This is a genomic window from Mitsuokella sp. UBA4253, from assembly GCF_002395285.1.
Classification (GTDB): domain Bacteria; phylum Bacillota; class Negativicutes; order Selenomonadales; family Selenomonadaceae; genus Mitsuokella; species Mitsuokella jalaludinii.
Genome location: NZ_DGWR01000004.1, coordinates 133,579 through 157,093, shown reverse-complemented (window position 1 = coordinate 157,093; position 23,515 = coordinate 133,579). Strand labels below are relative to the sequence as shown.

Below are 23,515 nucleotides of genomic sequence, written 5' to 3'. Positions count from 1 at the left end.
AAATGGGATTCTTTAATTATACAACAGGAGTATACAACATTACAACTGGAATAGCCAAGTTTTCTCAGAATGGAATCCCATGCCATTCAGCGATGGTCGCTGGCAAAGACGAGCGCATCGACGCGCGCAGCCCCGGCTTGGCACAGGACAGTCGCACAGCCAGAGAGCGTCGCCCCCGTCGTCAGGATGTCGTCGAGCAGCAGGATGTGCTTCCCCCGGACGTCTGCGCCTGAGGCCAGAGAGAACGCGCCCTGAAGGCTCTTCTTCCTCTCCTGCTGCGCCATCTTGTAGAGTGGCTCCGTCTTGCGCGTGCGCACGAGGGCCTGCTCCATGGCGATGCCGTGTGCGCTGAGCCATTCCCCGAAAATCAGCTCGACCTGATTGAAGCCGCGCTGGCGATAGCGCGCTTCATGCAGCGGCACCGGCACAGCGACGTCGACGCCCTCGGGCAGCACGAAGCTGCTCTCCTGCAGGAACGAAGCAATGCACGGCAGGGCGCTGCGCTTCTTCCTGTACTTGAGCGCATGAATCAGGCTGCGCAGGCCGCCGCGGTAAATGCCGAGCGCCCAGACCGCCCCGATGAACCGCTGCGATAGAGCGGGCAGCAGGATGGCATGAGGCTGCTGCGCCGCCTTCATGCAGGCGGGGCACCAGTCGCCGAGCTGCTCGACGTAAGCGCGGCAGACCGGGCAGCGCGGCGGGAAGAGAAAGTCCAGGACAGACTGGATAACACCCTTTCCCATCGCATCATCTCCTCATCTGCTAGCCGGCAGGAATCAGTGGCCAAAGAAGCGATGCTTCGGCTTCTCGCTCTCCCAGGCCATGACGGCCTCAAGGACAGAGCCGCCGATGCAGCGCGCCTTGTCCGAGATCGTGTAGCACTCTTCCTGCCCCATCGTCGGGTGGATGTCAGCGATTTTCTGACCGGCCTCGACCTTGCTGCCATCGTAGATGGCGCCGCGCAGGACGCCGTCGATCGTCGCCTTGATCTCGACGGCCTCGCCGTCCTTGACGTGGAGCTGTCCGATGACCTCGCCCTGCTTGACCATCAGTGAGATCGTGCGCAGCATCTCGACGCGTCCGTCGGCCGGGGCAAAGACGAGATGCTCGATGTTCGGGTTCTCTCCGACCGTGCCATTGCCGTGGTCGAGGTCCTTCGAAGAATAGCCTTCGTAGATCAGGCGGCCGAGGTTGTGACCGCGTCCCGTCTCCACGACGGTATCGACATCGCGGCCCGCGCAGAAGCCCGGCCCGAGCGCTATCGTGTGCTCAGCCAGGCCTTTCTCCTTGCCGTGGGTCTTGTGGGCGACGATGGCGTCGATGAGCACATCCGGCTTGAGGGCAGCCACGCACTTGGCCTCCGGATCGGCGATCATCATGATCTCCCCCTTCTTCAGTCGCTTCTGCGCATCCTCGATGCTCTTGGCCCGATAGCATTTGACGCGCTCAACCTCCGACTCACCGCGGTACATGGCATCCGAGAACGTGACCTTGCGCCGCGTCGCCGTCGGCTTCTTCTGTTCGAGGATCAGAACGCGGAATCCCGCGCGATGAAGGCAGTGCGCAATGCCGCTGCCCAGTTCGCCGCCGCCGCGGACAATGATCAGGTGTTTCATAGATGGAACCTTCTTTCCCTAAAGTCTTTCCTCTATTATACTATAAATTGACACAATCTACCTGAAATAATTTATTTTTGTCAGCCTTGTGTAAAGCATTGCAATTGTCTGACACACGTGTTATAATATAACTGTAAAGAGGAGATGGACAAGCAAACCACCGCCGAGTAGTCCTGGAGGTCGAAAGACAGAAGGTGCATGTCCTGCCGAAAAAGGCGCTCTTCAAAACCTTACACGAAAGGATGTGGATGGTTATTGAAGATTATGATGAGCAGAACTTCTCTCCATCCTGACTAGCAAGCGCACTGGTGAAGTACAAGAATATCCATAGCGCGGGGAATGCACGTAATGATGGCCAGGGGCCGCCAGTCGTGCTCGATGCCAATGGAAGTCTGGAGCGCAACGTCAGTAACTGGATTGAAGGAACGCAACCCTGGGTAACGGTAAATCATCGAGAATCCATCGAGAAGTAGTCGGTATCTCCTATGTTATCGGTAACGGACCAAGATGAACCAGATGTGCACAACGTGATTTTGAGATCACAACTGTTTCAGCTGAGCATGATGAGATATTTGCAAAGTTCCTGTTCGCGAGGGAAATTTGCTAGATGACAACAGAATATTGAAGAAGGATCACATTATTTATGGTTAACTACGTATAAAGCGGCTTACATTTACGAGAGAAATGTAAGCCGCTTTTGTTGTGCCGATTCGGTTGTATTGCCAGGATATCTGCTCAGGTACTCAAGATCGTAACGACGCCTCAAGAATCTTCATACGGGCGCACGCGCAGCGTCAGGCCGCGTTCCTCGCAGATCTTCCGGCACTTCTCGATCTCCTCCGGCCCCTCGACGTGGTCGACGATCGTCAGAACGACATTCGGCACGTAGGGCTTGCAGTGCTGCGCAAAGGTCAGCATCGCGTCGTACGACTGGACGCCGAACTTCGCGCGCGTGAGCTCGAAGTAGCGCTCAGCGTTCGACGCGTTGAGGCTGATGGAGACTGTGTCGAGGATGCCTTGGAATTCCGAAGCAAACTCGCGGCCGTTCTCCAATTCGCCGAGGCCGTTCGTGTTGAGACGCGTCGGCAGTTCCGGATGATGCTGCTTGACGTAGCGCAGGAGCTCTAAGAGCACATCAAGGCGCATCGTCGGCTCGCCGAAGCCGCAGAAGACGACCTCCTTGATGTAATCCCAGGGAACTGTATCAAGTGCGGCCTTGACCTCCTCGACCGTCGGCTCCTTGCCCTTGAACCACAGCGAGGACTGCTCGGCCATGTGCTTCATCGTGCGCAAGCAGAACGTGCAGGCGCAGTTGCAGTGGTTCGTGATGTTGACGTAAAGGTTGCGCTTGCCTTTCGGCTGCACGCGCAAGGATTCATCGAGCGGCAGGTACTTGCCGCCGGCATGCGTTGCATAGACAATCATGGAAATCCCTCCCAAAAACAAAAGAAAACGCCTCAGCGAAGCTCGGTCAGGTATTCCTCAAACGGCAGGCCGTAATTCCATGGCAAGTCGAGCTCCAGCGCATAGGCGAGACAGCGGCTGATGAAGGAAGCGGCCTTCTGGACGGCTGCCTCCAGCTCCTCGCCGCGGATCAGGCTCGCCGCGACGATGGCAGCGAAGGCATCGCCGCTGCCGCTGCGGTCGCCGCCAATCTTCGGCGCGCGCACGATGGCGATTTTGCCCTCCTCATAGAGGAAGTTCTTGATGGTGTCACCCTCGTGGAGCCCCGTGATGACGACCTGCTTCGGTCCGCGCGCCGCCAGGGCCTCTGCCATCTCGCAAAGCTCATCGTCCGTGACAATCCCGTCCGTGGGATACGGGATGTCGAGCAGCTGGCAGGCCTCTGTGAGGTTCGGCGTGACGAGGTCCGCTACGCCGAGCAGGCTGCGCATCTTGTCGCACATCTCCTGCGTGTACGACGGGTAGAGCTTGCCGTAGTCGCCCATGACAGGGTCGACCATGACGCGCGTCCCCGCCCCCTTGAAGCGCCGGATGAAGTCGAGCACGATGGCTATCTGCTCGGCCGACCCCAGGAAGCCCGTGCAGATGCCGTCGAATGCGAGCCCATTCTTCTCCCAGCTCGCGATGTACGGCGCCATGCGCTCCGTGTAATCGTCGAGGTAATGGTCGGGAAAGCCCGTGTGGACCGAGAGGATGGCTGTCGGCAAGGGACAGGCCTGTATCTTCATGGCCGATATGAGCGGCAGTTCCACCGTGACAGAACAGCGCCCGAAGCCAGTGATGTCGTTGACGAGCGCAATTCGCTTTTGTCGTTTCATTTCTCTATCTGCGTCCTCCCCTGCCTGTTTCAGCGGTTGTCGACCTTATCCATGGCGACGAGGTCGTGCTCCATGAAGCGGTGCTCCGCCAGCCGCTCGTACTTCGTATCCGGACGGCCATAGTTGGCGTACGGGTCAATCGAGATGCCGCCGCGCGGCAGGAACTTGCCCCAGACCTCGATGTACTTCGGATCCATGAGGCGGATGAGGTCCTTCATGATGACATTGACGACGTCCTCGTGGAAATCGCCGTGGTTGCGGAAACTCACGAGGTAGAGCTTCAGCGACTTGCTCTCGACCATCCGGCGGCCCGGGATGTACGAGATATAGATGGTCGCGTAGTCCGGCTGGCCCGTGATGGGGCAGAGCGCCGTGAACTCCGGGCAGTTGAACTTGACCCAGTAATCATTGTCCGGATGACGGTTCTCGAACGTCTCGAGGATCTCCGGACAATAATCGTAGTGGTATTTGACATTTTTCTTGCCGAGGAGCGTGATGTCCTCCTGGGATTTATCGCGTGACAATGAGCGTCCCTCCATATATCCATTGAATCGTAATCAGTAACGTCTGAATCTATAACTCCTATCATAGCGAATCCTAAAAAAATAATCAAGCATGCTCGTCACACCGAGCATACGCCGAGCGTACACCGAGCATACAAAGAGCCCCGCACCCAATCCGAGGATCGTGATGCGGGGCTCTCGTTGCTCAGTCTTATCAGGCTCAGTGATTGAAGATATTCTTCAATGCCTGCTTGTTGACATCGCGGTTGAGCTGTGCGAGATACGTCGTCAGCTTGATGTTCTTCGGGCAAGCTTCGACACAGTTCTGGCTGTTGCCGCAGCTCGTGATGCCGCCCTTCTCCATCAGTGCGTTCAGGCGCTTCGGAGCGTCGAACTTTCCGAGCGGATGGAGGTTGAAGAGGTAAGCCTGTACCGTCGGAGCCGGTCCGATGAAGTCGGACTGCGGGCCGACGTTCGGGCAGGCCTCGAGGCAGCAGCCGCAGGTCATGCAGTGCGAGATCTCGTAGGCCGTCTGTGCCGTGTACGGGTTCTGGATCGGAGCATCCTTGACCTCCCACGTGCCGTCGACTTCGACCCAGCCGTGGATGCGCTTGAGGCTCTCGAACATGACGGAGCGGTCGATGAGCAGGTCGCGGATGACCGGGAACGTGCGGGCCGGCTGCAGGTGGATCGGCTGCTTGAGCGTATCAACGAGCGTGCAGCAAGCCTGACGAGCCTTGCCGTTGATGACCATCATGCAGGCGCCGCAGACCTTCTCGAGGCAGTTGCATTCCCACGTCACTGGCGGGACTTTCTTGCCGTCGACCGTTACCGGGTTCTTCTGGATTTCCATCAGGGCAGCAACGATGTTGAGGCCCGGACGATAGTCGATCTCGAACTCCTGGTTGTACGGCTTCTCTTTCGGACCGTCCTGGCGCTCGACGATGATTCTGACTTTTTTCTGTTCTGCCATTTCTATTTGTCCTCCCTCTTACTCTTTCTTAGCTACGGCATAGTTGCGCAGACGCGGCTTGATGAGAGAGTGCTCGAATTCACGGTAGGAAACGACCGGCTCTTCCTTCTCCTGGTCGAAGGTAACGATGGTCGTGCGCATGAACTTCTTATCGTTGCGCTCGAAGAATACGAGGTCGTCGTTGCCGTCATCCGTCGTGCCACGGCCCGTCTCAGCGTCGAAGTGGAACTTGCCGTACTTCTTCGTGAGGGCTTCCTTGAGCTGGTCGTCCATCTTATCGTAATCGGACTTCAGGACGATCTTCGCATGAGCACCGCGGCTCTCGTCACGCTGCAGAGCGGACTGCGTGATGGCCATCGCATAGATGATCATGTTGCGCAGCTGGCGGACGAACATCGCTTCCTGGTTTGCCCAAGTGCCGTGGTCCGTAACGCCGATGTTGTCCCAGCGCTTAAGGATTTCCTTGAGCTCCTTGACGCATTCTTTGAGGCCGTTGTTGTCGCGCTCGATGGAGACGTACTTGTACATGATGTCGCCGAGCTCGTGATGGAGCTTATGCGCATTCTCCGTGCCGTTCATGTTGCGGATCTTGTCGAACTCTGCGACGCACTCCTGGCGGGCAGCCTCGAGCTCTTCTGCCGTCAGGGCAGAGCCGAGCTTGCCGCTGCGTGCGAGGCGCAGGGACTCTGGGCCAGAAATCGTGCCCGAATACGTTGCCGAGAGCAGCGAGTTTGCACCGAGGCGGTTTGCGCCGTGGTACTGGTAATCGCACTCGCCGGAAGCGAGGAGGCCCGGGATGTTCGTGTGATGCTCGCGATCGACCCAGATGCCGCCCATCGAGTAGTGGATCGACGGGAAGATCTCCATCGGGACCTTGCGCGGATCCTGGCCCATGAAGTCGCTGTACATCTCGAGGATGCCGCCGAGCTTGCGCTCGAGGTAATCAGCCGGGATGTGCGAGAGGTCGAGGTAGACGCGGTTCGGGTTGTGCATGCCGAGGCCCATGTGGACGACGACCTTGTAGATGGCACGCGATGCAACGTCACGCGGTACGAGGTTGCCGTATGCCGGGTACATATCCTCGAGGAAGTACCAGCGCTCTTTTTCGCCCGTCTGCGGGTTCTTGCGGTAAACCCAGACGCGGCCGCCCTCACCGCGGCAAGCCTCGGACATCAGGCGGTTCTTGTCGGAACCCGGGATAGCTGTCGGATGGATCTGGAGGAACTCCGGGTTGCCGAGTTCAGCGCCCTGCTGGTAAACAGCGGAAACAGCCGAACCGTTGCAGATCGTCGAAGCCGTGCAGCGGCCGTATACCTGGCCAGGGCCGCCCGTTGCGAGGATGACAACGTCAGCCGGGAACGAGACGATCTCGTTGGAGTTCATGTTCTGCGCGACGATACCGCGGCAGATGCCCTCTTTGTTCTTGATGATCTTGATGAATTCCCAGAACTCATACTTCTTGACGCCGCCCTTTACTTCCCAACGGCGAACCTGCTCGTCGAGAGCGTAGAGGAGCTGCTGGCCCGTCGTGGAGCCAGCGAAGACCGTGCGCTTGTTCTTCTGGCCGCCGAAGTTACGGAGGTCGAGAACACCTTCAGCCGTGCGCGTGAACGGCACGCCCATACGGTCGAACATCTTGATGAGCTTCGGTGCAGCTTCGACCATGCCCTTGACAGCGAGCTGGTCAGCGAGGAAGTCGCCGCCGTAGACCGTATCATCGAAATGCTCGTAGATCGAGTCATGCTCACCCTTCGTGTCCATGCAGGCGTTGATGCCGCCCTGAGCACAGAGGGAGTGGGAACGCTTGACCGGGCAGTAAGAGAAGAGGTCAACCTTGCCGCCGCCTTCGCAGATCTTCAGCGTAGCCATGAGGCCCGAGAGGCCGCCGCCTACGACAATAATCTTATTTTCTGGTTTCTTAGCCATTTATATTCTCCTTTTCTTACACAGCGTATCGGGTCTTACATGACAAAGTAGCTTGCCATGAACGCAATCGTGACAAGGCAGAGGAATGCGCAGAGGCACATCGAGAGAACGTTGATGACGTTCTGGATGCGCGGGCCCTTGGCGATGCCCCAGGTCATGCAGAAAGTCGTGATACCATTGCAGAAATGGAAGATAGCTGCGAACATGCCGATCGTGTAGAGCAGCGTCGTGATCGGGCTGCTCGTGAAGAGCGTATGCAGCAGCTCATACGAGATCGGCGTGCCGTTGATGGCCTTCGTGAAGATGCGCAGGTAGAATACATGCCAGATGAGGAAGATGACGAGGAACCATGCCGTCCAGCGCTGCAATGCGAACTGCCAGTTGCGGACGTAGCCATAGCGGCCCGGGTTGTTCTTCGCCTGAAGGGCGATGTAGATGCCGTAGATGGCATGGAAGAGGATCGGCAGTGCGACACCGAAGATCTCCAGGCCGAGGAAAATCGGATGCGGGATGAGCTCCATCATGGCCAGAGCACCGTTGAGGGACTCAGCACCGCCGAGTGCACGAGCATTCGTGATGATATGCTCGAAGAGGAAAATGCCGATTGCCAGCAGGCCGACTAACGAGTGCAGACGGCGCAGATAAAAAGTTGTATGGAACATTCTATACCTCCTGTTGATTCTTGAAAAAGAAAGGAAGCCTTCAAGCGAGCCTCCCAAAAGCTTCCCATCTTCTCTCGTTATCAGTAACCCTTCAGGGTACGATACTTCTCCTGGTTGACATCGTAAAGGTTATTGCCTTCGCAGTCGATGACAACAATAGCTGGGAAATCCTCAACGGTCAGGCGGGCAAGTGCCTCCGGGCCGAGTTCTGGGTAAGCGAGAACTTCGTACTTCTTGACGGACTTCGCGATGAGCGCTGCGGCACCGCCGACAGCAGCGAAATACGTAACGCCGTTCTTCTTCATGGAATCGACGACTTCCTTCGAACGGGAGCCCTTGCCGATCATGCCCTTGATGCCCTGCTCGAGCATCGTCGGCGTATAGGCATCCATGCGGCCAGAAGTCGTCGGGCCGCAGGAGCCGATCGGATCACCCGGTTTTGCCGGAGTCGGTCCGAGGTAATAGACCATCTTGTTGTGCCAGTCGATCGGCAGCTTCTCGCCTTTAGCGAGTGCCTCGCACATCTTCTTGTGCGCAGCATCGCGTGCAGCGTAGATCTCGCCCGTGATGAGAACGCTGTCGCCGATCTTGAGCTTGTGGGAATCTTCTTCCGTGAACGGGGTATGGATGCGAATAGGTTCTGCCATGATTATCTCTCCTCCTGATAGTTTTGCTCAGTCTTTCGACAGATCAAAGAACGCGCTTTGCATGACGGCATGCATGGCAGCAGATCGTCACAGCGACCGGCAGGCCGGCGATGTGCGTCGGGCCCCACTCGATGTTGACACCGAGGCAGGACGTCGTGCCGCCGAGCTGCGGTCCAATACCCGTTTCATTGATGAGCTCAAGGAGATCGTCTTCGAGTTTCGCATATTCTGGCATCGGGTTATGCGAGTCGATCGAACGCGTCAGGGCAATCTTGCTCATGACAGCGGCGCGGTCCATCGTGCCGCCGATGCCGATGCCGACGACCATCGGCGGGCACGGGTTCATGCTGGCATGCAGGATGATCTCCATGACAGCCTTCTTGACGCCCTCAAGGCCGTCAGCCGGTACGAGCATCTTGATGCCGCCCTTGTTCTCGGAACCGAAGCCCTTCGGCTCAACCGTGATCTTGAGCTTGTCGCCCGGAACGATCTTCGTGTAGATGACGCCCGGCGTGTTGTTCTGGGTGTTGACGCGGTTGAAGATTGGCTCTGCAACGACCGATTTTCTCAGGTAGCCTTCCGTGTAGCCCTTGGCGATACCGTCGTTGACTGCCTCTTCGAGGTCACCGCCGACGATGTGGAGGTCCTGGCCTACCTCGAGGAAGACGATCGTCATGCCGGTATCCTGGCAGTACGGGCGATCCTCATCGCGTGCGATTTCCGCATTCTTGATGATCTGGTCGAGTACAGCCTGGCCGACTGGGGACTTCTCCGTCTCGCGGCCCTTCTTGAGGCCCTCATAGACATCTTTCGGCAGGTAATAAGCCGCCTCCTTGCACAGCTGTGCAACGGTTTCCGTGATTTGTTTTGCGTCGAGTTCTCGCAAAGTGATCCCTCCCATAAATACAACTTATCACACATCTGTGGTTCATCATAACACATTTTATAGCGGCTTTCAAGCATTTCTGAAAGCCCGCGAACCCTTGAAAAAAGCGAATCGAGTTCACTTTTTTGCCTCTCTGCGATCAGCCACAATGTGATGCTTGTCACTCAAATTTTATATTAGTGATTCGCCTTTAAAATCCTTCTTTCGCGCAAGAAAAATTTTATTTCGGGAACAATTATCGATAGGATTATGGAATTATTTACTCCATGCATGATGATGTTGCAAAAAAATCATGCAAGGCGGATCAGATGGCAGGCTGGGGCTTTGCCCTGCTCGAGCTCCATGACGAGGAAGGAACCCTGCATCGCATCGCGCGGGCGCGCGACACTGCCCGGATTGAGCACAGTGATGTGCCCCGTCGAGATCTCTGCGACATGCGTGTGGCCGTAGACGGCGATGTCACAGCCCGATTCGCCGGCTGCATCGCAGAGCATCTTCGTCGTGAAGCGCACGCCGTACATGTGGCCATGCGTCAGGAAGATGCGGTGGCCGGCCGCCTCCACGACGTCGTCGTAGCGGGCACCGGGCTCCGGCCAGTCGCTGTTGCCCGCAACATAGCGGACCTTAGCCTTCCCTTCCGTCACCATGGCCAGATACTCTGCATCCGGCGTGATGTCGCCCGCATGGAGCCAGAGCGTCACGCCCTCTGCCGCCGGATGGGAAAGCATCCGGTCGATGGCACGCGTCGAGCCATGGCTGTCACTTACGATACCGATCTTCATCTCAAGCGCTCCTCCAACTCCTCGACCATCGCGCGCAGTGCCTTGCCGCGGTGACTGATCGCGTCCTTCTCCTCAAAGCTGATCTCGGCCATCGTGCGGCCGGGGTAGTCTTCGGTGTAGAAGTACGGGTCGTAACCGAATCCGTTCTCCCCCTTTGCCACCATGCGGACCGTGCCGTCGCAGCGACCCTCCGTCACAAGGCTCGTGCCGTCTTCATCGACAAAGACGAGCGCGCAGCGGTAGTCAGCCGGCGACGACTCAACACCGGCCTTCCTTAGCTCTGCGAGCAATTTCTCGTTGTTCGTCGCATCGTCAGCATGGAAGCCGGCGAAGCGCGCCGAGAAGATGCCAGGCATTCCGCCGAGCACCTCGACCTCCAGGCCAGAGTCGTCGGCGAGGCAGGCGCAGCCCGTCTGCTGCCGGTAGAACGCCGCCTTGATGCGCGCGTTCTCGGCAAACGTCTTGCCGTCCTCCACGGCATCGGGCAGCGCGCCGAACTCCGCCAGAGAGACGACCTCAACGGGCAGATGCGAGAGTGCCTCACGCATCTCGCGGACCTTGCCCTTGTTCTTCGTTGCAATCACGATCTTCTTCATCTTCTCACCCTCTTTGAATCAGCCTTCCCGGCCGACGAGCCAGACGAGCTCGCCGCCGAGCACATCCTTCTGATACGAGATGAGCTCCCGGCAGCCCTTCTCACCGAGCGCCAAGAGTGCGCCGAGCTCCTCGTGCGTGAACGGACGGCCCTCGCCCGTGCCCTGCACCTCGACAAAGCGCCCTGCGCCCGTCATGACGACATTCATATCGACGATGGCCCGCGAGTCCTCCTCGTAGCAGAGGTCGAGTATCGGCTCACCCTCGTGGCTGACGCCGACGCTGATGGCCGAGAGGAAGTCCTTGACGGGGAAGATCTTGCCCTTCTCGTAGAACGAAGCGCACGCCTCGACGAGCGCAACAAAAGCGCCCGTGATGGAGGCCGTGCGCGTGCCGCCGTCCGCCTGGATGACATCGCAGTCAATCATGATCGTGCGCTCGCCGAGTGCCTTCGTGTCGACGACGGAGCGCAGGCTCCTGCCAATCAGTCGTTCGATTTCCTGCGTGCGCCCAGACTGCTTGCCGCGCACGGCCTCGCGCTGCGTGCGCGTCTCCGTGGCACTCGGCAAGAGCGAGTACTCCGCCGCGATCCAGCCCTCGCCTGTACCGCGAAGGAAAAACGGCACGCGGTCCTCGATGGAGGCCGCGCAGATGACCTTCGTGTTGCCCATCTCGATGAGCACCGAGCCTGCCGGATATTTCTGGAAATGACGATGCATCTCATACGGGCGCAGGGCGTCTGCCATGCGCCGATCCGTTCTTGTCATGATGAACCTTCCTCTCTTTCACATCTTGCACTGGAACAAAAAAGAGGTGCCTACCTCGAGTTTTCGCGGTACAACACCTCTCCCGCTGCCGGGCAGCGGTCTTTATTTCTGCGACTCCTGATACTGTCTGTAGTTCTTGATGATGCAGATCGGCGTCTTCTGGCTCGCATTGCCGAACGGGTTGTCGATGAGCAGCTTCGCTGCCATCTGGCCATCGACCTTGTCCGTCACGCCGACGACGCGGGAGCGCTTGAGGTCGTTGACATCCGCGATCATCGCACCGAAGCAGCCGAGACGCTGCTGGATCTTCTTGACGACCTCATTCGGGTCCTTCGGGCCGTAGACGATGCACTTGTCGAACGGCGGCATCGTGCCCGTTACATCATCGATGAGTGCCGTCTGCTCACCGCCCCACTTGTAGAAGAGGCCGCTCTGGCCGACGAGCTTGCCGAGGAAGCCAGCAAACAGCGCAAAGGCCACACGCCACTTGCCCTCGACGTCCATCAAGGACTGCATGCCGTGCGGCGATGCCAGGCTGCCGTAGTCCGGAATGAAGCGGCAGCAGAACTGCGCCACACGCGTGATCTTGAGGTCTTCCGGGCGCACGAAGCGGCCCTGCGTGATGGCGACGACACTCTCTGCCGTGCAGAGCAGGTCATCCGGGCCGATCTTGCCCTTCGTATAGCGTTCAATGCTGTCGACAATATCGTCTTTCTCGGTCAGGATGCGCGTCGGGACCGGGATCAAATCGAGTTTTGCTTCTGCCATGATAATTCCTCCCTCAGTCCTTCACGAGTTCCACACCGGCGAGCTTGGCGATCTCCTCAGCGGAGAGCGTCAGACGGACCTTCGTGTAATGCCACGGCGTGCGGCCCGTCTCCATCCAGATGACATCGAGCGGCAGGTCGACCATGTGCGAGAGCGCTTCCTTGAGCGTCATGCCCTTGCGCGGCGTCAGCTTGACCTTCGCGAAAATGTTGAGCTTGTCCTCGTGGTTCGGGTCGCCGAGCTTCTGGATCAGCACGGCCTCGAAGTAATCGTCCTCGCGCGGTTCACCCTCGCGCTCCGCCTTGCCACGTGCCTCGATGCCATCGTACTGCTCATACGGCAGCTGCGGGCGCACGAGTGCGTCCATGATGGTGGCGCACTGCTTGCCTTCATTGACAAACGTCAGTTTTTTCGAGATCACGATTGCGTCGTCCGTCTGCGATTCCACCACGAAAGGCGCATCCGTCTTGACGACAATCTTCTCCTTGCCTGCGATGCAGAGATACAACTTCGCCACGATGACCGCAGCGACGATCAGGGCAATGATTGCATATAATACCGTCACGTTGATTCCTCCTGATTCTTTCTATCCAAAAATAAAACAAAGTGATGACCGGCTCATTTCCGGCGCGATGCAGTTCCTTGTGCCTCTTTTGCCTGCATTTCCTGCCAGTCGGCCTCGTCAGCCATGGCCTGCTGGAGCTTTGCGTAGTACTTCTCCGGCAGGCGCGTGATCTTGCCGCTCTCGCGATGCGTGAAGACGTTCTGCGTGAAGCCCGTGACCATGAGCTCGCCCGTCGCCTTGTTGAAGACGCGGTACTGGAAGGCCATCTTCGCTTTGGTCAGTGCCTTCGGGCGCGTCTCGATGCAGATGTCGTCGTCAAAGCGGCCCGGCGACACATACTTGGCCCGCACTTCCGTAATCGGGAAGACATAGCCGTCCTCCATCATCTCCCCCAGCGTGATGCCGTACTTGCGCAGATATGCCACGCGTCCCGTCTCGAACCAGCGGATATAATTGGAATGATGCACGACAGCCATCGCATCCGTATCGTAAAAATTCACATGATGCTCGGTAATGATGGGCAAGAGAACCCCTCCTCCAAATCGACTTTGTGATTTCCTTTACAAACACATTCTATAGCCTAGAACAAAAGAGTGGGAAAGTCAAGATTTTCAGAGGAATATTGCCCATTCCGCTAAATCCAGTGAATTCAGTGAATCTCGTAGACGAGGTTGAGCCGCTCCATGTAGCGCGCGATGCGCGCAAGCTCTGCCGCATCCTCGACACGGCGGCCGGAGTAATAGTAGTCGACCGTCTGGGGCAGGTTCTCGAGCCCGTGGCGCGCATCGAGCTGGCGCATGAGCTCGCGCACCGTTCCCTCATTGCCGTCGACGAAGTGCATGTTCTCCGGCATGATCTCGCGCATCGTGTCCTTGAAGTAGTTGAAATGCGTGCAGCCGAGCACGAGCGCCGAGTAATCCGCAAGCGGGAAGCGGCCGAGCTCCTGCTCAAGGTACGCACGGACCGCCCCCGAGCGGAACTCCTCGCGCTCCGCGAACTCCACGAGGCGCGGCAGCGGCAGCAGGTCGACGAGATGGTCTTTGTCGAAGCGATCGATGAGAATCTGCATCTTCTTGCCGTGCACTGTGATTGGCGTCGCCGCCACGAGCACGCGGTGCTCGCCGTCGAGGTCCAGCGCCTTCTTGGCCGCCGGCTCCATGCCGATGATCGGGATATCATAGCGGTGACGCATCTCGCGGACAGCCACCGACGTCGCCGTATTGCAGGCGACAACAATTGCCTTGACATCGCAGCCGACGAGAAAGTCGAACGCCTGCTGAACAAAGCCCATGACCTCTTCCCTCGTCTTGACACCATATGGCACATTGTCCTCATCCGCGTAAAAGACGAACTGCTCATTTGGCAATACGCGCATCGCGTGATGCAACACCGAAAGCCCGCCAATGCCCGAATCAAAAAACGCAATTTTCATTGCCAACAGCCCCCGAATCGATTATAATAAAGATAAATAAGGTGGCACCGCCTAGCGGCAGCCCTCTATAGTAGGTTTATCTAAAAACCCGCCTACAGCGTCCAACTAGAAGGCGGGTCTTTTTTATGCCTCAGTTCATTATAGCAGGTCTAGTTTCGTACTGCAATGGCGGACAGCCCGCTTCGAGTTGACAGACTTGTGCTGTTTTTGCTATAATAGGCTTACTGTATATGGAGAGGTGTCCGAGTGGTTTAAGGAGCCGGTCTTGAAAACCGGTGATGCAGCAATGCACCGTGGGTTCGAATCCCACCCTCTCCGCCATATGGAGTGGTACTCAAGAGGCTGAAGAGGACGGTTTGCTAAATCGTTAGACTGGGTAACCGGTGCGGAGGTTCGAATCCTCTCCACTCCGCCACGAAGAAAAATAAGGACTGCCAGATGGCAGTCCTTTTTCTATGTCGGATAGGCCCGGGGCATCCTGCGTGTATGCATCAGATGCCAAAGTACTTCTTGGTGTTCTCGTAGCAGACATCACGGATCAGGCGGCCCAGCGCGTCCTTGTCGGACGGATAGAGCCCCTCCTCGACGAGCGAGGCGAGCACATCGCAGAGAATGCGGCGGTAGTACTCGTGGCGCGGCCAGAACAGGGCGCTGCGCGCATCCGTCGAGAAGCCGATGGCCGTGCCGATGATGCCGAGGCTCGCCATGTAGCCGAGCTGCGCGCGGATGCCGAGCGGCGTCTGGTTGATCCACCACGACGGGCCGAGCTGCAGATGGCCCGCATCCTCCGTCTGGAAGGCGCCGAGGATTGAGCCGATGACGACTTGGTCCGACGGGTTCATCGAGCTCACGACGGTCTTCGGCAATGCCTCTTCGCGCGAAAGCAGGTCAAGGAGCGCCGCGAGGCCCTCGCCGTCGCTGCTCGCACTGATGCAGTCAAAGCCCGCACCGCTGCCGAGCCCTGCCGCCATCTTGCTGTTCGTATCGCGCAGGATGCCGTAGTGGAGCTGCATGACCCAGCCGCGCTCCGCGTACTTCTTGCCGAGGAAGCGCAGGACAGCCGTCTGGTACTTCTCGACTTCTTCCTGCGTCGGCGCCCCCTTGCTGTTGATGACGCGGCCGACGATGTCATCGAGCTCGTACTCCTCCGCCTCACGGTAGACAATGCGCGGGAAGGCGTGGTCAGCCGTGCGGCAGCCCATGCTGTCAAAGTAGGCGATGCGCTTCGCGAGCGCCTCGCGCACCTCCGTCATCGTCGAGATCTCGACGCCCGCCGTCTGGCCGAGGTCGTAGAGCATGTAATTGCCCCACTCCGGATTGGCAATGTCGAGCGCCGCATCGGGATGGAATACCGGCAGCACCTTCACAGGGAATCCCTGTTCCCTGATCTGGCGGTGCCACTTGAGGTTGTCCTCCGGATGGTCAGCCGTGAAGACCGCCTCGACATTGCCCTGCTCCAGGAGCGAGCGCACTGTCATCGTGCCATCTGCGAACTTCTCCGAGCAGACCGACCAGACATCGTCTGCCGTCTCTCCGCTGAGCACGTAGTGGCAGTCAAAGACGCGCTTGAGCACGAGATGGACCCACGTGTAGAGCGGATTGCCCGCCGCCCGTGCGAGCGACTCCGCGAAGTACTGGAAGCGCTCGCGCGCCGGTGCCTCGCCGCCCGTGATGAAGCGCTCCTTGACCCCATTGGCGCGCATGAGCCGCCGTGCGACGGGATTGTCGACGAGCACCTCCGTCAGATTGTGGTAGACGCGGTTCTCCGCAATGTCCCGCACGGGGATGTGCGTGTGGTAGTCGAGGATCGGCAGCTTCTCGGCGTATTCGTGATACAGGTCTTCCGCAAATTCCGAGTGCAAGAGAAAATCTTCATCCATAAAACGTTTCATAATAGCCAGCCTCGCTTTCCTATATCGTAATCTTGCTAGAATAATTCGCGCTTTGCCCGAAAAATCCCTGCTGAGTGGACAGAAAAGTCGAACAAAAATTTGCATACCGCACAGCTATAACCACCATACCGTTTTCGTCCGACCTCCCATCCCATTCTATGGTATAATGGCATCAGCATCACTTCACCACAAAGAAAGAAGGTCTTTTTCCCACATGGATATCCTCTTGTTCCTGCTGCTCGGCATCGGTGTCGGCACATTCGGCACGCTCGTCGGCATCGGCGGCGGCCTCATCTGCGTGCCGATCTTCATCCTGTTCCTGTCGGACGGCGGCGTCTACCCCTACTTCCACACGGCGGCCCAGATTGCGGGCACCTCGCTCGTCGTCGTCATGGCCAACGCCATGAGCGGCACGCTTGCCTACATCCGCCAGAAGCGTGTGCTCTTCAGCGCCGCCATCCCGTTCGCCATCGCCACGCTCCCCGGCGCCGTGCTCGGCTCGTGGATCGTCAACAAGTTCAGCACGACGATGCTTGACCTCTACTTCGGCATATTCCTGCTGCTGATGTCCGTCATCATGTACTGGAACTCCACCCATAAGCCCGTCTCCAACGCCATGGATGTGTCGGAAGACTTCCAGTACAACCGCACGCTCGGCATCATCGCCAGCCTCGGCGTCGGCTTCATCTCGAGCATCTTCGGCATCGGCGGTGGCGTCATCCACGTACCGCTGATGATCTACTTGCTCGGCTTCCCCGTCCACGTCGCGACGGCCACGAGCCACTTCGTGCTGACCTGCTCCTCCGCCTTCGGCGTCGTCAGCCACTTCATGCTCGACCACATCATCTGGATTCCCGCCATCTGCATCTCCATCGGCGCCGCCATCGGCGCCCAGATCGGCGCCAAACTCTCCAAGAAGACAAAGTCGAAAGTCATCCTCATGCTGCTCTCGCTCGCCATGTTCGCGCTCGGCATCCGCCTGATCCTCCTCGGCAGCGCCCACTGAGTTCCACAATCCTACACCCATATACACAAGAAAGGAAGTGCTCATCGGCACTTCCTTTTTGCTTATCGATTTACCCTTTCCCCATAGCTTTGACCAGGCCGCGCGCCTTCTCGAGATCCATATCCTTGAGCGTCGACGATACGACCGGTGCACCAAAGATGGAGCAGGCGTACTCGAAGGCGTCCTGCCCGATGTGCAGCGGGAAGTCACGGCTGCTGCCGATGCTCGTGCCGGTGATGCCGGTAAGCTCGCCGATGAGGCGGTAGCCTTCCGGCGCCTTCTGTGACTGGCCCAAGTGATACATGTCGAGATATAGGCGGTCGTAACGCGTGCCGTCGACGCTGACGAGCTCGAAGATGTCCACCATCGCGTCGAGCACATGAGACGTTGTCGAGCCGAGGCGGTGGAACGCCATGCGGCTCTCCGTGTCCGCCGTCAGCAGCCGCGACAGATACGTGACCTGCCCCGTCGGCCCGTTGACCGGGATGGGGTTGTCCGCGCAGCGGCCAAACTCGCCTACCGCGCCCGGCAGCTCATCCGGCGTCTGCGCACCATCGTCGAACTCCGCGAACATCATCGCCGGGTAGTCCGCATTCTGCAGCTCCACATCGTTCAGGATGCGGTACGAGCGCGAGAACAGCTTCATCACCGCCTTCGGCGACGGGTTGGGCCCCAGCGCCTCAAACTCCTCGACCGTCGGCTTGATGCTCTTCTTCTGCTTCTTCGAGCCAGTGCCCTTCTTGCCTTTAAAAAAGAAATCCTTGATTGTCATATTATCCTCTCCTCTCTGCGCATCTCCATCATAGCAGAGAGTGATGCCCGGATCGTGTCAAAAAACATGTGAAGTTTGCGCCGTCATAGATGCTCGCCGATCCCATACCGTGGCAGGCCAAAATCCGCCGCCATCAGCTCCACCTTGCCATGCCCGATGGCCTTCTGTATCAGACTGACCTCAGTCTAACACAGGAGGGACGCTCAGAGGTCGTTTGGCAGGCGACAATTGCTCTTGCCATCTGCAGGCAGATACTGTATCATAATTCATATAAGAATCATATTTTTTAGATAATAATTTTCAAGACAAGAAAGGATGATTGACATGGAACCATGGCTTTTCTACGCACTGCTCTCCGCCGTCAGCGCGGCATTCGTCTCCATCTTCGGCAAGGTCGGCCTGCAGGGCATCGACAGCAACGTCGCGACAGCCGTGCGCGCCGTCATCATGGCAGTGTTCCTGATCGGTGTCGTCTTCGTGCAGGGAAACTTCTCGCACATGGCAGAGGTGCTGCAGGACAAGAAGGGCCTGCTCTTCGTCGCCCTGAGCGGTATCGCCGGCGCGACCTCGTGGCTCTTCTACTTCCTCGCGCTCAAGTACGGGCCCGTCTCCAAGGTCGCACCGATCGACAAGCTCAGCGTCGTCTTTGCCGTCATCCTGGCCGTCATCCTGTTCGGTGAGAAAGTCAGCCTCGTCCACGCCTGCGCCATCGCGATGATTGCAGCAGGAGGGCTCATCCTGGCCATCTGGTGAGCATCAGCCCTGGGGATTGCGTCCCAGATAGGCGAGAATGCCGCCGTCCACGTAAAGGATGTGGCCATTGACAAAATCAGAGGCGTCCGATGCCAGGAACACGGCAGGGCCCATGAGATCTTCCGGCGTGCCCCAGCGGTGCGCCGGTGTTTTTGATAGGATGAACGCATTGAAGGGATGGCCTGGCGTGCGCAGCGGCGCCGTCTGTGGCGTCGCGATATAGCCTGGCCCAATGCCGTTGCACTGGATGTTCCGGTCGCCGAACTCCGAAGCGATGTTCTTCGTCAGCATCTTGAGACCGCCTTTCGCCGCTGTGTACGCCGCCACCGTCTCGCGCCCCACTTCGCTGAGCATCGAGCAGACATTGATAATCTTGCCATGCCCCTTGCGCAGCATGCCGGGCAGCACAGCCTTCGAGACGATGAACGGCGCCGTCAGATCGATGTCAATGACCTGGCGGAAATCCGCCGTCTCCATCTCGAGCATCGGCGTGCGCTTGATGATGCCTGCATTGTTCACAAGAATGTCGATGGTGCCGAGCGTCTTTTCGATATCGGCAACCATCTCGCGCACCGAAGTCTCGTCCGTGACATCACAGAGATATCCATGCGCCTCAATGCCGTCCTTCTTGTAATCCGCCAGTGCCTTGTCCATGTGCTCTTGACTGCGGCAGTTGAACGCGATCTTCGCGCCCGCATCAGCATATGCCTTCGCAATCGCATAGCCGATACCGTACGCACCACCTGTCACCAGTGCGACCTTACCCGTCAACGAGAATTGTTTCGTGACATCAAACATCATAGCCGCTCCTCTCCATCTCACTCACCCATTCAGCCATCATTCCGCAAATCAGCGGACAGTGACCTGGCACATCTTCATCGCCTGCAGCGCATTCTCATGGCTCTGCGGCGTCACGCCAGCACAGCACGACGCATCGACAGAGACAGGCACCTCCGGGAACGCCGCCTTGAGGATCATCGCATCCGCGATCACACAGATGTCCGTGCAGAGCCCCACAAGCTCAATCGCATCCGGCTCCAGCCCCGCGATGACCTTCGGCAGCTCTAGCGAGCCAAAGGTCGGCTTCTCCACAACAGCCGCCGCCTTCTCCACAAAAGGCTTCAGCGACGGTGCAATCTCCCAGCCCTTCTCCGGCTTGATGCAGTGCGGCACCGGCAGGTTCTTCCCCTCCTGCGTCTCAAGGTAATCCGCACCGTGCGTGTCCTGCGTGAACACCAGCAGCGCCTCCTCCCGCTCCAGCTTCTCCACCAGCCGCGGCAGCATCACCTGCGCCTCCTTCGTGCCCAGTGCTCCATCGATGAAGTCATTCTGCATATCAATCACGACAATTACCTTGCGCATAACGACCGATCCTTTCAAAAATCAACTTTTTCTTCATTATCGCACAAGGCAACTGTCTTGACAACGCCAAGTTGCAGATTGAATGCCGTTTATATCGCATAGGCCTATCTTATGATATAATGAAGGAATAGACAACGAACGAACCAAAAGGAGTAACTATGCTGACTTGTGTCGAGATTTGTGCAGGTGCCGGCGGGCAGGCCCTCGGGCTGGCGATGGCGGGATTTGTACATGTAGCATTAGTAGAATACGAAAAAGAATACTGCGATATCTTAAAAGAGAATCGACCAGAGTGGCCTATAATCTGCGCAGATGTCCATGATTTTGACGGCAAGCCATATCACGGCGTCGACCTGTTCGCTGGCGGCGTCCCTTGTCCGCCTTTTTCTGTTGCAGGCAAGCAACTCGGCGCTGATGATGAGCGCGACCTCTTCCCAGAGGCGCTGCGTCTCGTCCGCGAGATTGAGCCCCGAGCCATCATGCTGGAGAACGTACGTGGATTCCTTGACCCGTCATTCCGCGAATACCGCGAATACATACTGCGTTCCATCGCCCACATGGGATACGACGTGCAGATCAAGCTCCTGCAAGCGTCCGACTACGGCGTCTCACAATTGCGGCCGCGGGTTGTCATTGTCGGCATCCGCAATGACGAGCCAGGCCGTTTCACATTTTCATATCCAGCGCCTCATCCTGAACAGACACCGACAGTCGGCGCGCTCCTGCAAGACCTCATGGCAGAAGCTGGCTGGAAAGGTGCCAGGAAATGGGCAAAACAGGCAGACAAGATTGCACCTACCATCGTCGGAGGTTCCAAGAAGCATGGCGGTCCGGACCTGGGGCCTACACGTGCCCGTCGTGCCTGGGCAGAGATGCAGGTCGAAGGCAAGAGCATCGCGGACAAGGCACCTGATCCTGAATTTACCGGCATGCCACGGCTGACTCCGCGCATGATTGCCCGTATCCAGGGTTTTCCCGATACATGGGTATTCGGCAAGACTAAAACACGTGCTTGTCGCATGATTGGCAATGCATTCCCACCCCCTGTCGCAAAGGCAGTAGGAGAAAAGATAAAGGAGGCCCTCTATGCCAGTAAGCAAGGTTTTACTCTCACACGAGAGGAGTATATTTCATAAGCAACTCTTGGACACAATTCTTTCTGTCGATGCAGGTGGCATACCGTCCAACGCAGACCGGAGCAACAAGCTATCCGTACAACTCGCACAAGGAATCCACCAGAGAATCTTGCAGGAAGTTACCCTGCACGCGGACATTGCCCAGGAACAACCTACAACCTATATGAAACGCCAGAAGGCCCAGGGGCAGACAAGCGGCAGCATCTTTGAAGAGAAGACTATGGAATTCTTGCGTTCAACCTTTCCAAAACTGCAACATATCCGTCCAGGCAACTGGCATATCCTGAAACTCGGCAATAAGAACGCCATCAAGACCTCAGACTTTGCACAGTACGAGCACCTGGCCTATCTCAACGCACTAGTCAAGAGAGATTCTCATTTATCTGCCGCTCTCGGCAACGATTACATGGTAGCACCGGACATCATTGTCTATCGTGATCTCTATACAGACGAAGAGCTCAATACATCAGAAGCTATTGTCGATGACCATACAGCAAAGTCTGCCGCCATCCGTAAAATAAATGGAGGCAAGCCAATCTTGCATGCCTCCGTATCCGCAAAATGGACGATGCGAAGCGACCGTGCCCAAAACAGTCGTACCGAAGCCTTGAATCTTATCCGCAATCGCAAGGGCAGCCTTCCTCATATCGTCGTCGTCACGGGCGAGCCAACACCATCCCGCCTTGCCTCCTTAGCGCTCGGTACTGGTGACATCGACTGTCTCTACCACTTCGCACTCTACGAGCTCGTCGATACCGTCAATGAATTAGCCGCCGAGACACCAGCTGCAGAAGATACCCAACAACTCCTTCAAACCCTGATTGAAGGAAAGCGCCTCAAAGACATTTCCGATTTGCCGCTTGACCTAGGCGTTTAATGGTAAACATATAGGTACAGCCCAATAAAAGCGAGCATCCCCACTCACAGGATGCTCGCTTTCTTGTACTTTCTTATGCATTTGTCAAGGTAAAGTACGCGATCTCTGGTGGGCAGCCGAGGCGGAAAGGGAACCAGCTGCCGTTGCCGCTGTGGACGTAGCCGTAGGAATCGCCGAGTTTGACGAGGCCGCGGGTGTATTTGAAGACGGGGAAGAGCGGCTGGCCGAGGATGCCGAACTGGCTGCCGTGGGTGTGACCAGTCAGGGTCAGGGCGATGCTATGGGCGGCTCCGTCGTCGATGCATTCGGGGTGATGGGCGAGCAGGATAGAGGGGACATTTTCGGGCAGATTCTTGATGGCCTGTTGCATGTAATTCTTGCGCTGTGCCTCGAAATGGGAACGGTCCATCGGGTAGTCGACGCCGAGCATGTAGAGGTTCTTGCCGGGCACTTTGCGGCTCTCATTGATGAGGACGTTGATGCGCGTTTTGGCTAGATACTTGCGGATGGTATCGATGCCGCGGAAGTGCTCGTGATTGCCGAACGCAAACCAGATGCCGTCGGGAAATGCATCGGCGTATCGATTGAGAATCCTGGCAGCTTCTTCGTTCTGCGTCACGTCGTCAAAGAGGTCGCCGGTGACGGTGAGCATATCGGGCTTTTGGGCGGCAATGCGGCGCAGCAGGGAATCGAGTTCGGCGACGGAAAAGAAACTGCCGAGATGGACGTCGCTGATCTGCGCGAGGCGGTACCCCTCCCCCGCGCCGAGTCCCTTGACGGGTATCGTATAAGCGCGCTCGACGGTGGCCGTCCGCTCCCAGAAGCCACCGTAAATGCTCAGGCCAGCGGCCACAGCGGGATAAACGGCGGCATGACGCAGAAGGCGCCGGCGGCTCTCGTCGACTGGTACAGCCATCATGCGGCGCCAGAAGAAACGGATGATGACTGCAACAAGCACAAAGGCTGTGCAGATCAGCTGCGTCATGAAGCCGACGATGACCGTCTCAATGATGAGGCTCGGCCCCGATATGAGGTGATAGAGGATGGCGCGCCCGAGGAACCACCCCATGCCGATGACGTCGAACAGCAGCATGGTGATGCGGGCCCAAAACAGAGCCCTGCCTGAGAAGAGGTAGCGCGTCGTGAAGAGCAGGCCGAAGATAATGGAGACGACCATGACGATCATGATGAGTGTGAACCAGGTCAAAGGATTCCCCCCTAAATGTAACAACAAAAAGCAAATCTTGCAGAAAAAAATAGACCGGATGACCGGTCTTTGCCTCAATTGGCCTGAGGTTGGCGTGCCTCCTGGCA

26 protein-coding genes and 2 tRNA genes are annotated in these 23,515 nt (G+C 57.7%); 6 read left to right on the top strand and 22 right to left on the bottom strand.

Features of this window, described 5'->3' with window-relative positions; genetic code table 11:
- Positions 1 to 86: 86 nt before the first annotated feature.
- From B2X55_RS02420 to murI, 17 genes are all read right to left on the bottom strand, one after another.
- The gene (locus B2X55_RS02420; RefSeq protein WP_286820735.1) at positions 87 to 743 is read right to left on the bottom strand and encodes a ComF family protein; all 657 of its coding nucleotides are present in this window, start codon (positions 741 to 743) and stop codon (positions 87 to 89) included.
- Between the two features lie 33 nt (positions 744 to 776).
- Positions 777 to 1,616 (bottom strand): selenium-dependent molybdenum cofactor biosynthesis protein YqeB, encoded by an 840-nt coding sequence (yqeB, locus tag B2X55_RS02415; protein WP_226866857.1) that lies wholly within the window; start codon positions 1,614 to 1,616, stop codon positions 777 to 779.
- Between the two features lie 762 nt (positions 1,617 to 2,378).
- Positions 2,379 to 3,041: a TatD family nuclease-associated radical SAM protein gene (locus B2X55_RS02410; protein WP_279182871.1), complete on the bottom strand. Its 663-nt coding sequence runs from the start codon at positions 3,039 to 3,041 to the stop codon at positions 2,379 to 2,381.
- A gap of 32 nt (positions 3,042 to 3,073) precedes the next feature.
- Entirely contained in the window at positions 3,074 to 3,898 is an 825-nt protein-coding gene (locus B2X55_RS02405) for a pyridoxamine kinase (RefSeq protein ID WP_036374103.1), read from the bottom strand.
- Positions 3,899 to 3,927: 29 nt separating this feature from the next.
- Complete coding sequence (gene queF / locus B2X55_RS02400) at positions 3,928 to 4,422, bottom strand: preQ(1) synthase (protein ID WP_036374105.1); 495 nt, start codon at positions 4,420 to 4,422, stop codon at positions 3,928 to 3,930.
- Positions 4,423 to 4,621: 199 nt separating this feature from the next.
- Complete coding sequence (gene sdhB, locus B2X55_RS02395) at positions 4,622 to 5,374, bottom strand: succinate dehydrogenase iron-sulfur subunit (RefSeq protein ID WP_005841427.1); 753 nt, start codon at positions 5,372 to 5,374, stop codon at positions 4,622 to 4,624.
- 18 nt (positions 5,375 to 5,392) lie between these two features.
- Positions 5,393 to 7,300, bottom strand: coding sequence for a succinate dehydrogenase flavoprotein subunit (gene sdhA, locus B2X55_RS02390; protein WP_036374108.1), 1,908 nt, complete (start codon positions 7,298 to 7,300; stop codon positions 5,393 to 5,395).
- A 35-nt stretch (positions 7,301 to 7,335) separates the two neighbouring features.
- Positions 7,336 to 7,962, bottom strand: a complete 627-nt coding sequence (locus B2X55_RS02385) for a succinate dehydrogenase (RefSeq protein WP_036374111.1) — start codon at positions 7,960 to 7,962, stop codon at positions 7,336 to 7,338.
- Between the two features lie 80 nt (positions 7,963 to 8,042).
- A complete protein-coding gene (locus B2X55_RS02380; protein ID WP_036374114.1) occupies positions 8,043 to 8,609 on the bottom strand; it encodes a Fe-S-containing hydro-lyase in 567 nt (188 codons plus the stop codon).
- Positions 8,610 to 8,652: 43 nt separating this feature from the next.
- Positions 8,653 to 9,495 (bottom strand): fumarate hydratase, encoded by an 843-nt coding sequence (locus B2X55_RS02375; RefSeq protein ID WP_036374117.1) that lies wholly within the window; start codon positions 9,493 to 9,495, stop codon positions 8,653 to 8,655.
- A gap of 290 nt (positions 9,496 to 9,785) precedes the next feature.
- Complete coding sequence (locus B2X55_RS02370; protein WP_286820731.1) at positions 9,786 to 10,277, bottom strand: metallophosphoesterase; 492 nt, start codon at positions 10,275 to 10,277, stop codon at positions 9,786 to 9,788.
- A complete protein-coding gene (gene rdgB, locus B2X55_RS02365; RefSeq protein ID WP_286820730.1) occupies positions 10,274 to 10,873 on the bottom strand; it encodes an RdgB/HAM1 family non-canonical purine NTP pyrophosphatase in 600 nt (199 codons plus the stop codon). The genes B2X55_RS02370 and rdgB overlap by 4 nt, the downstream gene beginning before the upstream one ends.
- Positions 10,874 to 10,891: 18 nt before the next feature.
- Positions 10,892 to 11,638, bottom strand: coding sequence for a ribonuclease PH (gene rph, locus B2X55_RS02360; protein ID WP_286820729.1), 747 nt, complete (start codon positions 11,636 to 11,638; stop codon positions 10,892 to 10,894).
- A gap of 102 nt (positions 11,639 to 11,740) precedes the next feature.
- Positions 11,741 to 12,406: a F420-0--gamma-glutamyl ligase gene (locus B2X55_RS02355; RefSeq protein WP_036374127.1), complete on the bottom strand. Its 666-nt coding sequence runs from the start codon at positions 12,404 to 12,406 to the stop codon at positions 11,741 to 11,743.
- Positions 12,407 to 12,419: 13 nt separating this feature from the next.
- Complete coding sequence (locus B2X55_RS02350; RefSeq protein WP_081828378.1) at positions 12,420 to 12,971, bottom strand: hypothetical protein; 552 nt, start codon at positions 12,969 to 12,971, stop codon at positions 12,420 to 12,422.
- Positions 12,972 to 13,024: 53 nt separating this feature from the next.
- On the bottom strand, positions 13,025 to 13,495 hold the full coding sequence (locus B2X55_RS02345; protein WP_051652131.1) for an acyl-CoA thioesterase: 471 nt from the start codon (positions 13,493 to 13,495) through the stop codon (positions 13,025 to 13,027).
- Between the two features lie 125 nt (positions 13,496 to 13,620).
- A complete protein-coding gene (gene murI, locus B2X55_RS02340; RefSeq protein ID WP_286820727.1) occupies positions 13,621 to 14,403 on the bottom strand; it encodes a glutamate racemase in 783 nt (260 codons plus the stop codon).
- Between the two features lie 232 nt (positions 14,404 to 14,635).
- On the opposite strand from murI, the gene B2X55_RS02335 reads away from it, so the two are divergent.
- Positions 14,636 to 14,724, top strand: a tRNA-Ser gene (locus tag B2X55_RS02335).
- A gap of 3 nt (positions 14,725 to 14,727) precedes the next feature.
- Positions 14,728 to 14,818: transfer RNA gene (locus tag B2X55_RS02330), tRNA-Ser, on the top strand.
- Between the two features lie 76 nt (positions 14,819 to 14,894).
- Here the strand turns inward: B2X55_RS02330 and uxaC are convergent.
- Positions 14,895 to 16,283 carry a glucuronate isomerase gene (gene uxaC / locus B2X55_RS02325; RefSeq protein ID WP_286820726.1) on the bottom strand — a complete coding sequence of 463 codons (1,389 nt, stop codon included), beginning with the start codon at positions 16,281 to 16,283 and terminating at the stop codon, positions 14,895 to 14,897.
- Positions 16,284 to 16,509: 226 nt separating this feature from the next.
- Here uxaC and B2X55_RS02320 point away from each other — a divergent pair, with 226 nt between their 5' ends.
- The gene (locus B2X55_RS02320) at positions 16,510 to 17,301 is read left to right on the top strand and encodes a sulfite exporter TauE/SafE family protein (protein WP_286820725.1); all 792 of its coding nucleotides are present in this window, start codon (positions 16,510 to 16,512) and stop codon (positions 17,299 to 17,301) included.
- Between the two features lie 70 nt (positions 17,302 to 17,371).
- Here the strand turns inward: B2X55_RS02320 and B2X55_RS02315 are convergent, their stop codons facing one another.
- Entirely contained in the window at positions 17,372 to 18,073 is a 702-nt protein-coding gene (locus B2X55_RS02315; RefSeq protein WP_286820724.1) for a hypothetical protein, read from the bottom strand.
- 324 nt (positions 18,074 to 18,397) lie between these two features.
- Here B2X55_RS02315 and B2X55_RS02310 point away from each other — a divergent pair, with 324 nt between their 5' ends.
- Entirely contained in the window at positions 18,398 to 18,826 is a 429-nt protein-coding gene (locus B2X55_RS02310) for an EamA family transporter (protein ID WP_036374141.1), read from the top strand.
- Positions 18,827 to 18,829: 3 nt separating this feature from the next.
- Here the strand turns inward: B2X55_RS02310 and B2X55_RS02305 are convergent, their stop codons facing one another.
- Positions 18,830 to 19,624: a gluconate 5-dehydrogenase gene (locus tag B2X55_RS02305; RefSeq protein ID WP_286820722.1), complete on the bottom strand. Its 795-nt coding sequence runs from the start codon at positions 19,622 to 19,624 to the stop codon at positions 18,830 to 18,832.
- 51 nt (positions 19,625 to 19,675) lie between these two features.
- A complete protein-coding gene (locus tag B2X55_RS02300) occupies positions 19,676 to 20,188 on the bottom strand; it encodes a cysteine hydrolase family protein (RefSeq protein ID WP_286820720.1) in 513 nt (170 codons plus the stop codon).
- A gap of 158 nt (positions 20,189 to 20,346) precedes the next feature.
- On the opposite strand from B2X55_RS02300, the gene B2X55_RS02295 reads away from it, so the two are divergent.
- Entirely contained in the window at positions 20,347 to 21,324 is a 978-nt protein-coding gene (locus tag B2X55_RS02295; protein WP_036374489.1) for a DNA cytosine methyltransferase, read from the top strand.
- On the top strand, positions 21,275 to 22,201 hold the full coding sequence (locus tag B2X55_RS02290; protein ID WP_286820719.1) for an NgoMIV family type II restriction endonuclease: 927 nt from the start codon (positions 21,275 to 21,277) through the stop codon (positions 22,199 to 22,201). Before B2X55_RS02295 ends, B2X55_RS02290 begins: the two co-directional genes overlap by 50 nt.
- 73 nt (positions 22,202 to 22,274) lie before the next feature.
- On the opposite strand, the gene B2X55_RS02285 is transcribed toward B2X55_RS02290, so the two are convergent.
- Entirely contained in the window at positions 22,275 to 23,408 is a 1,134-nt protein-coding gene (locus tag B2X55_RS02285; RefSeq protein WP_286820718.1) for a metallophosphoesterase, read from the bottom strand.
- Between the last annotated feature and the right edge of the window lie 107 nt (positions 23,409 to 23,515).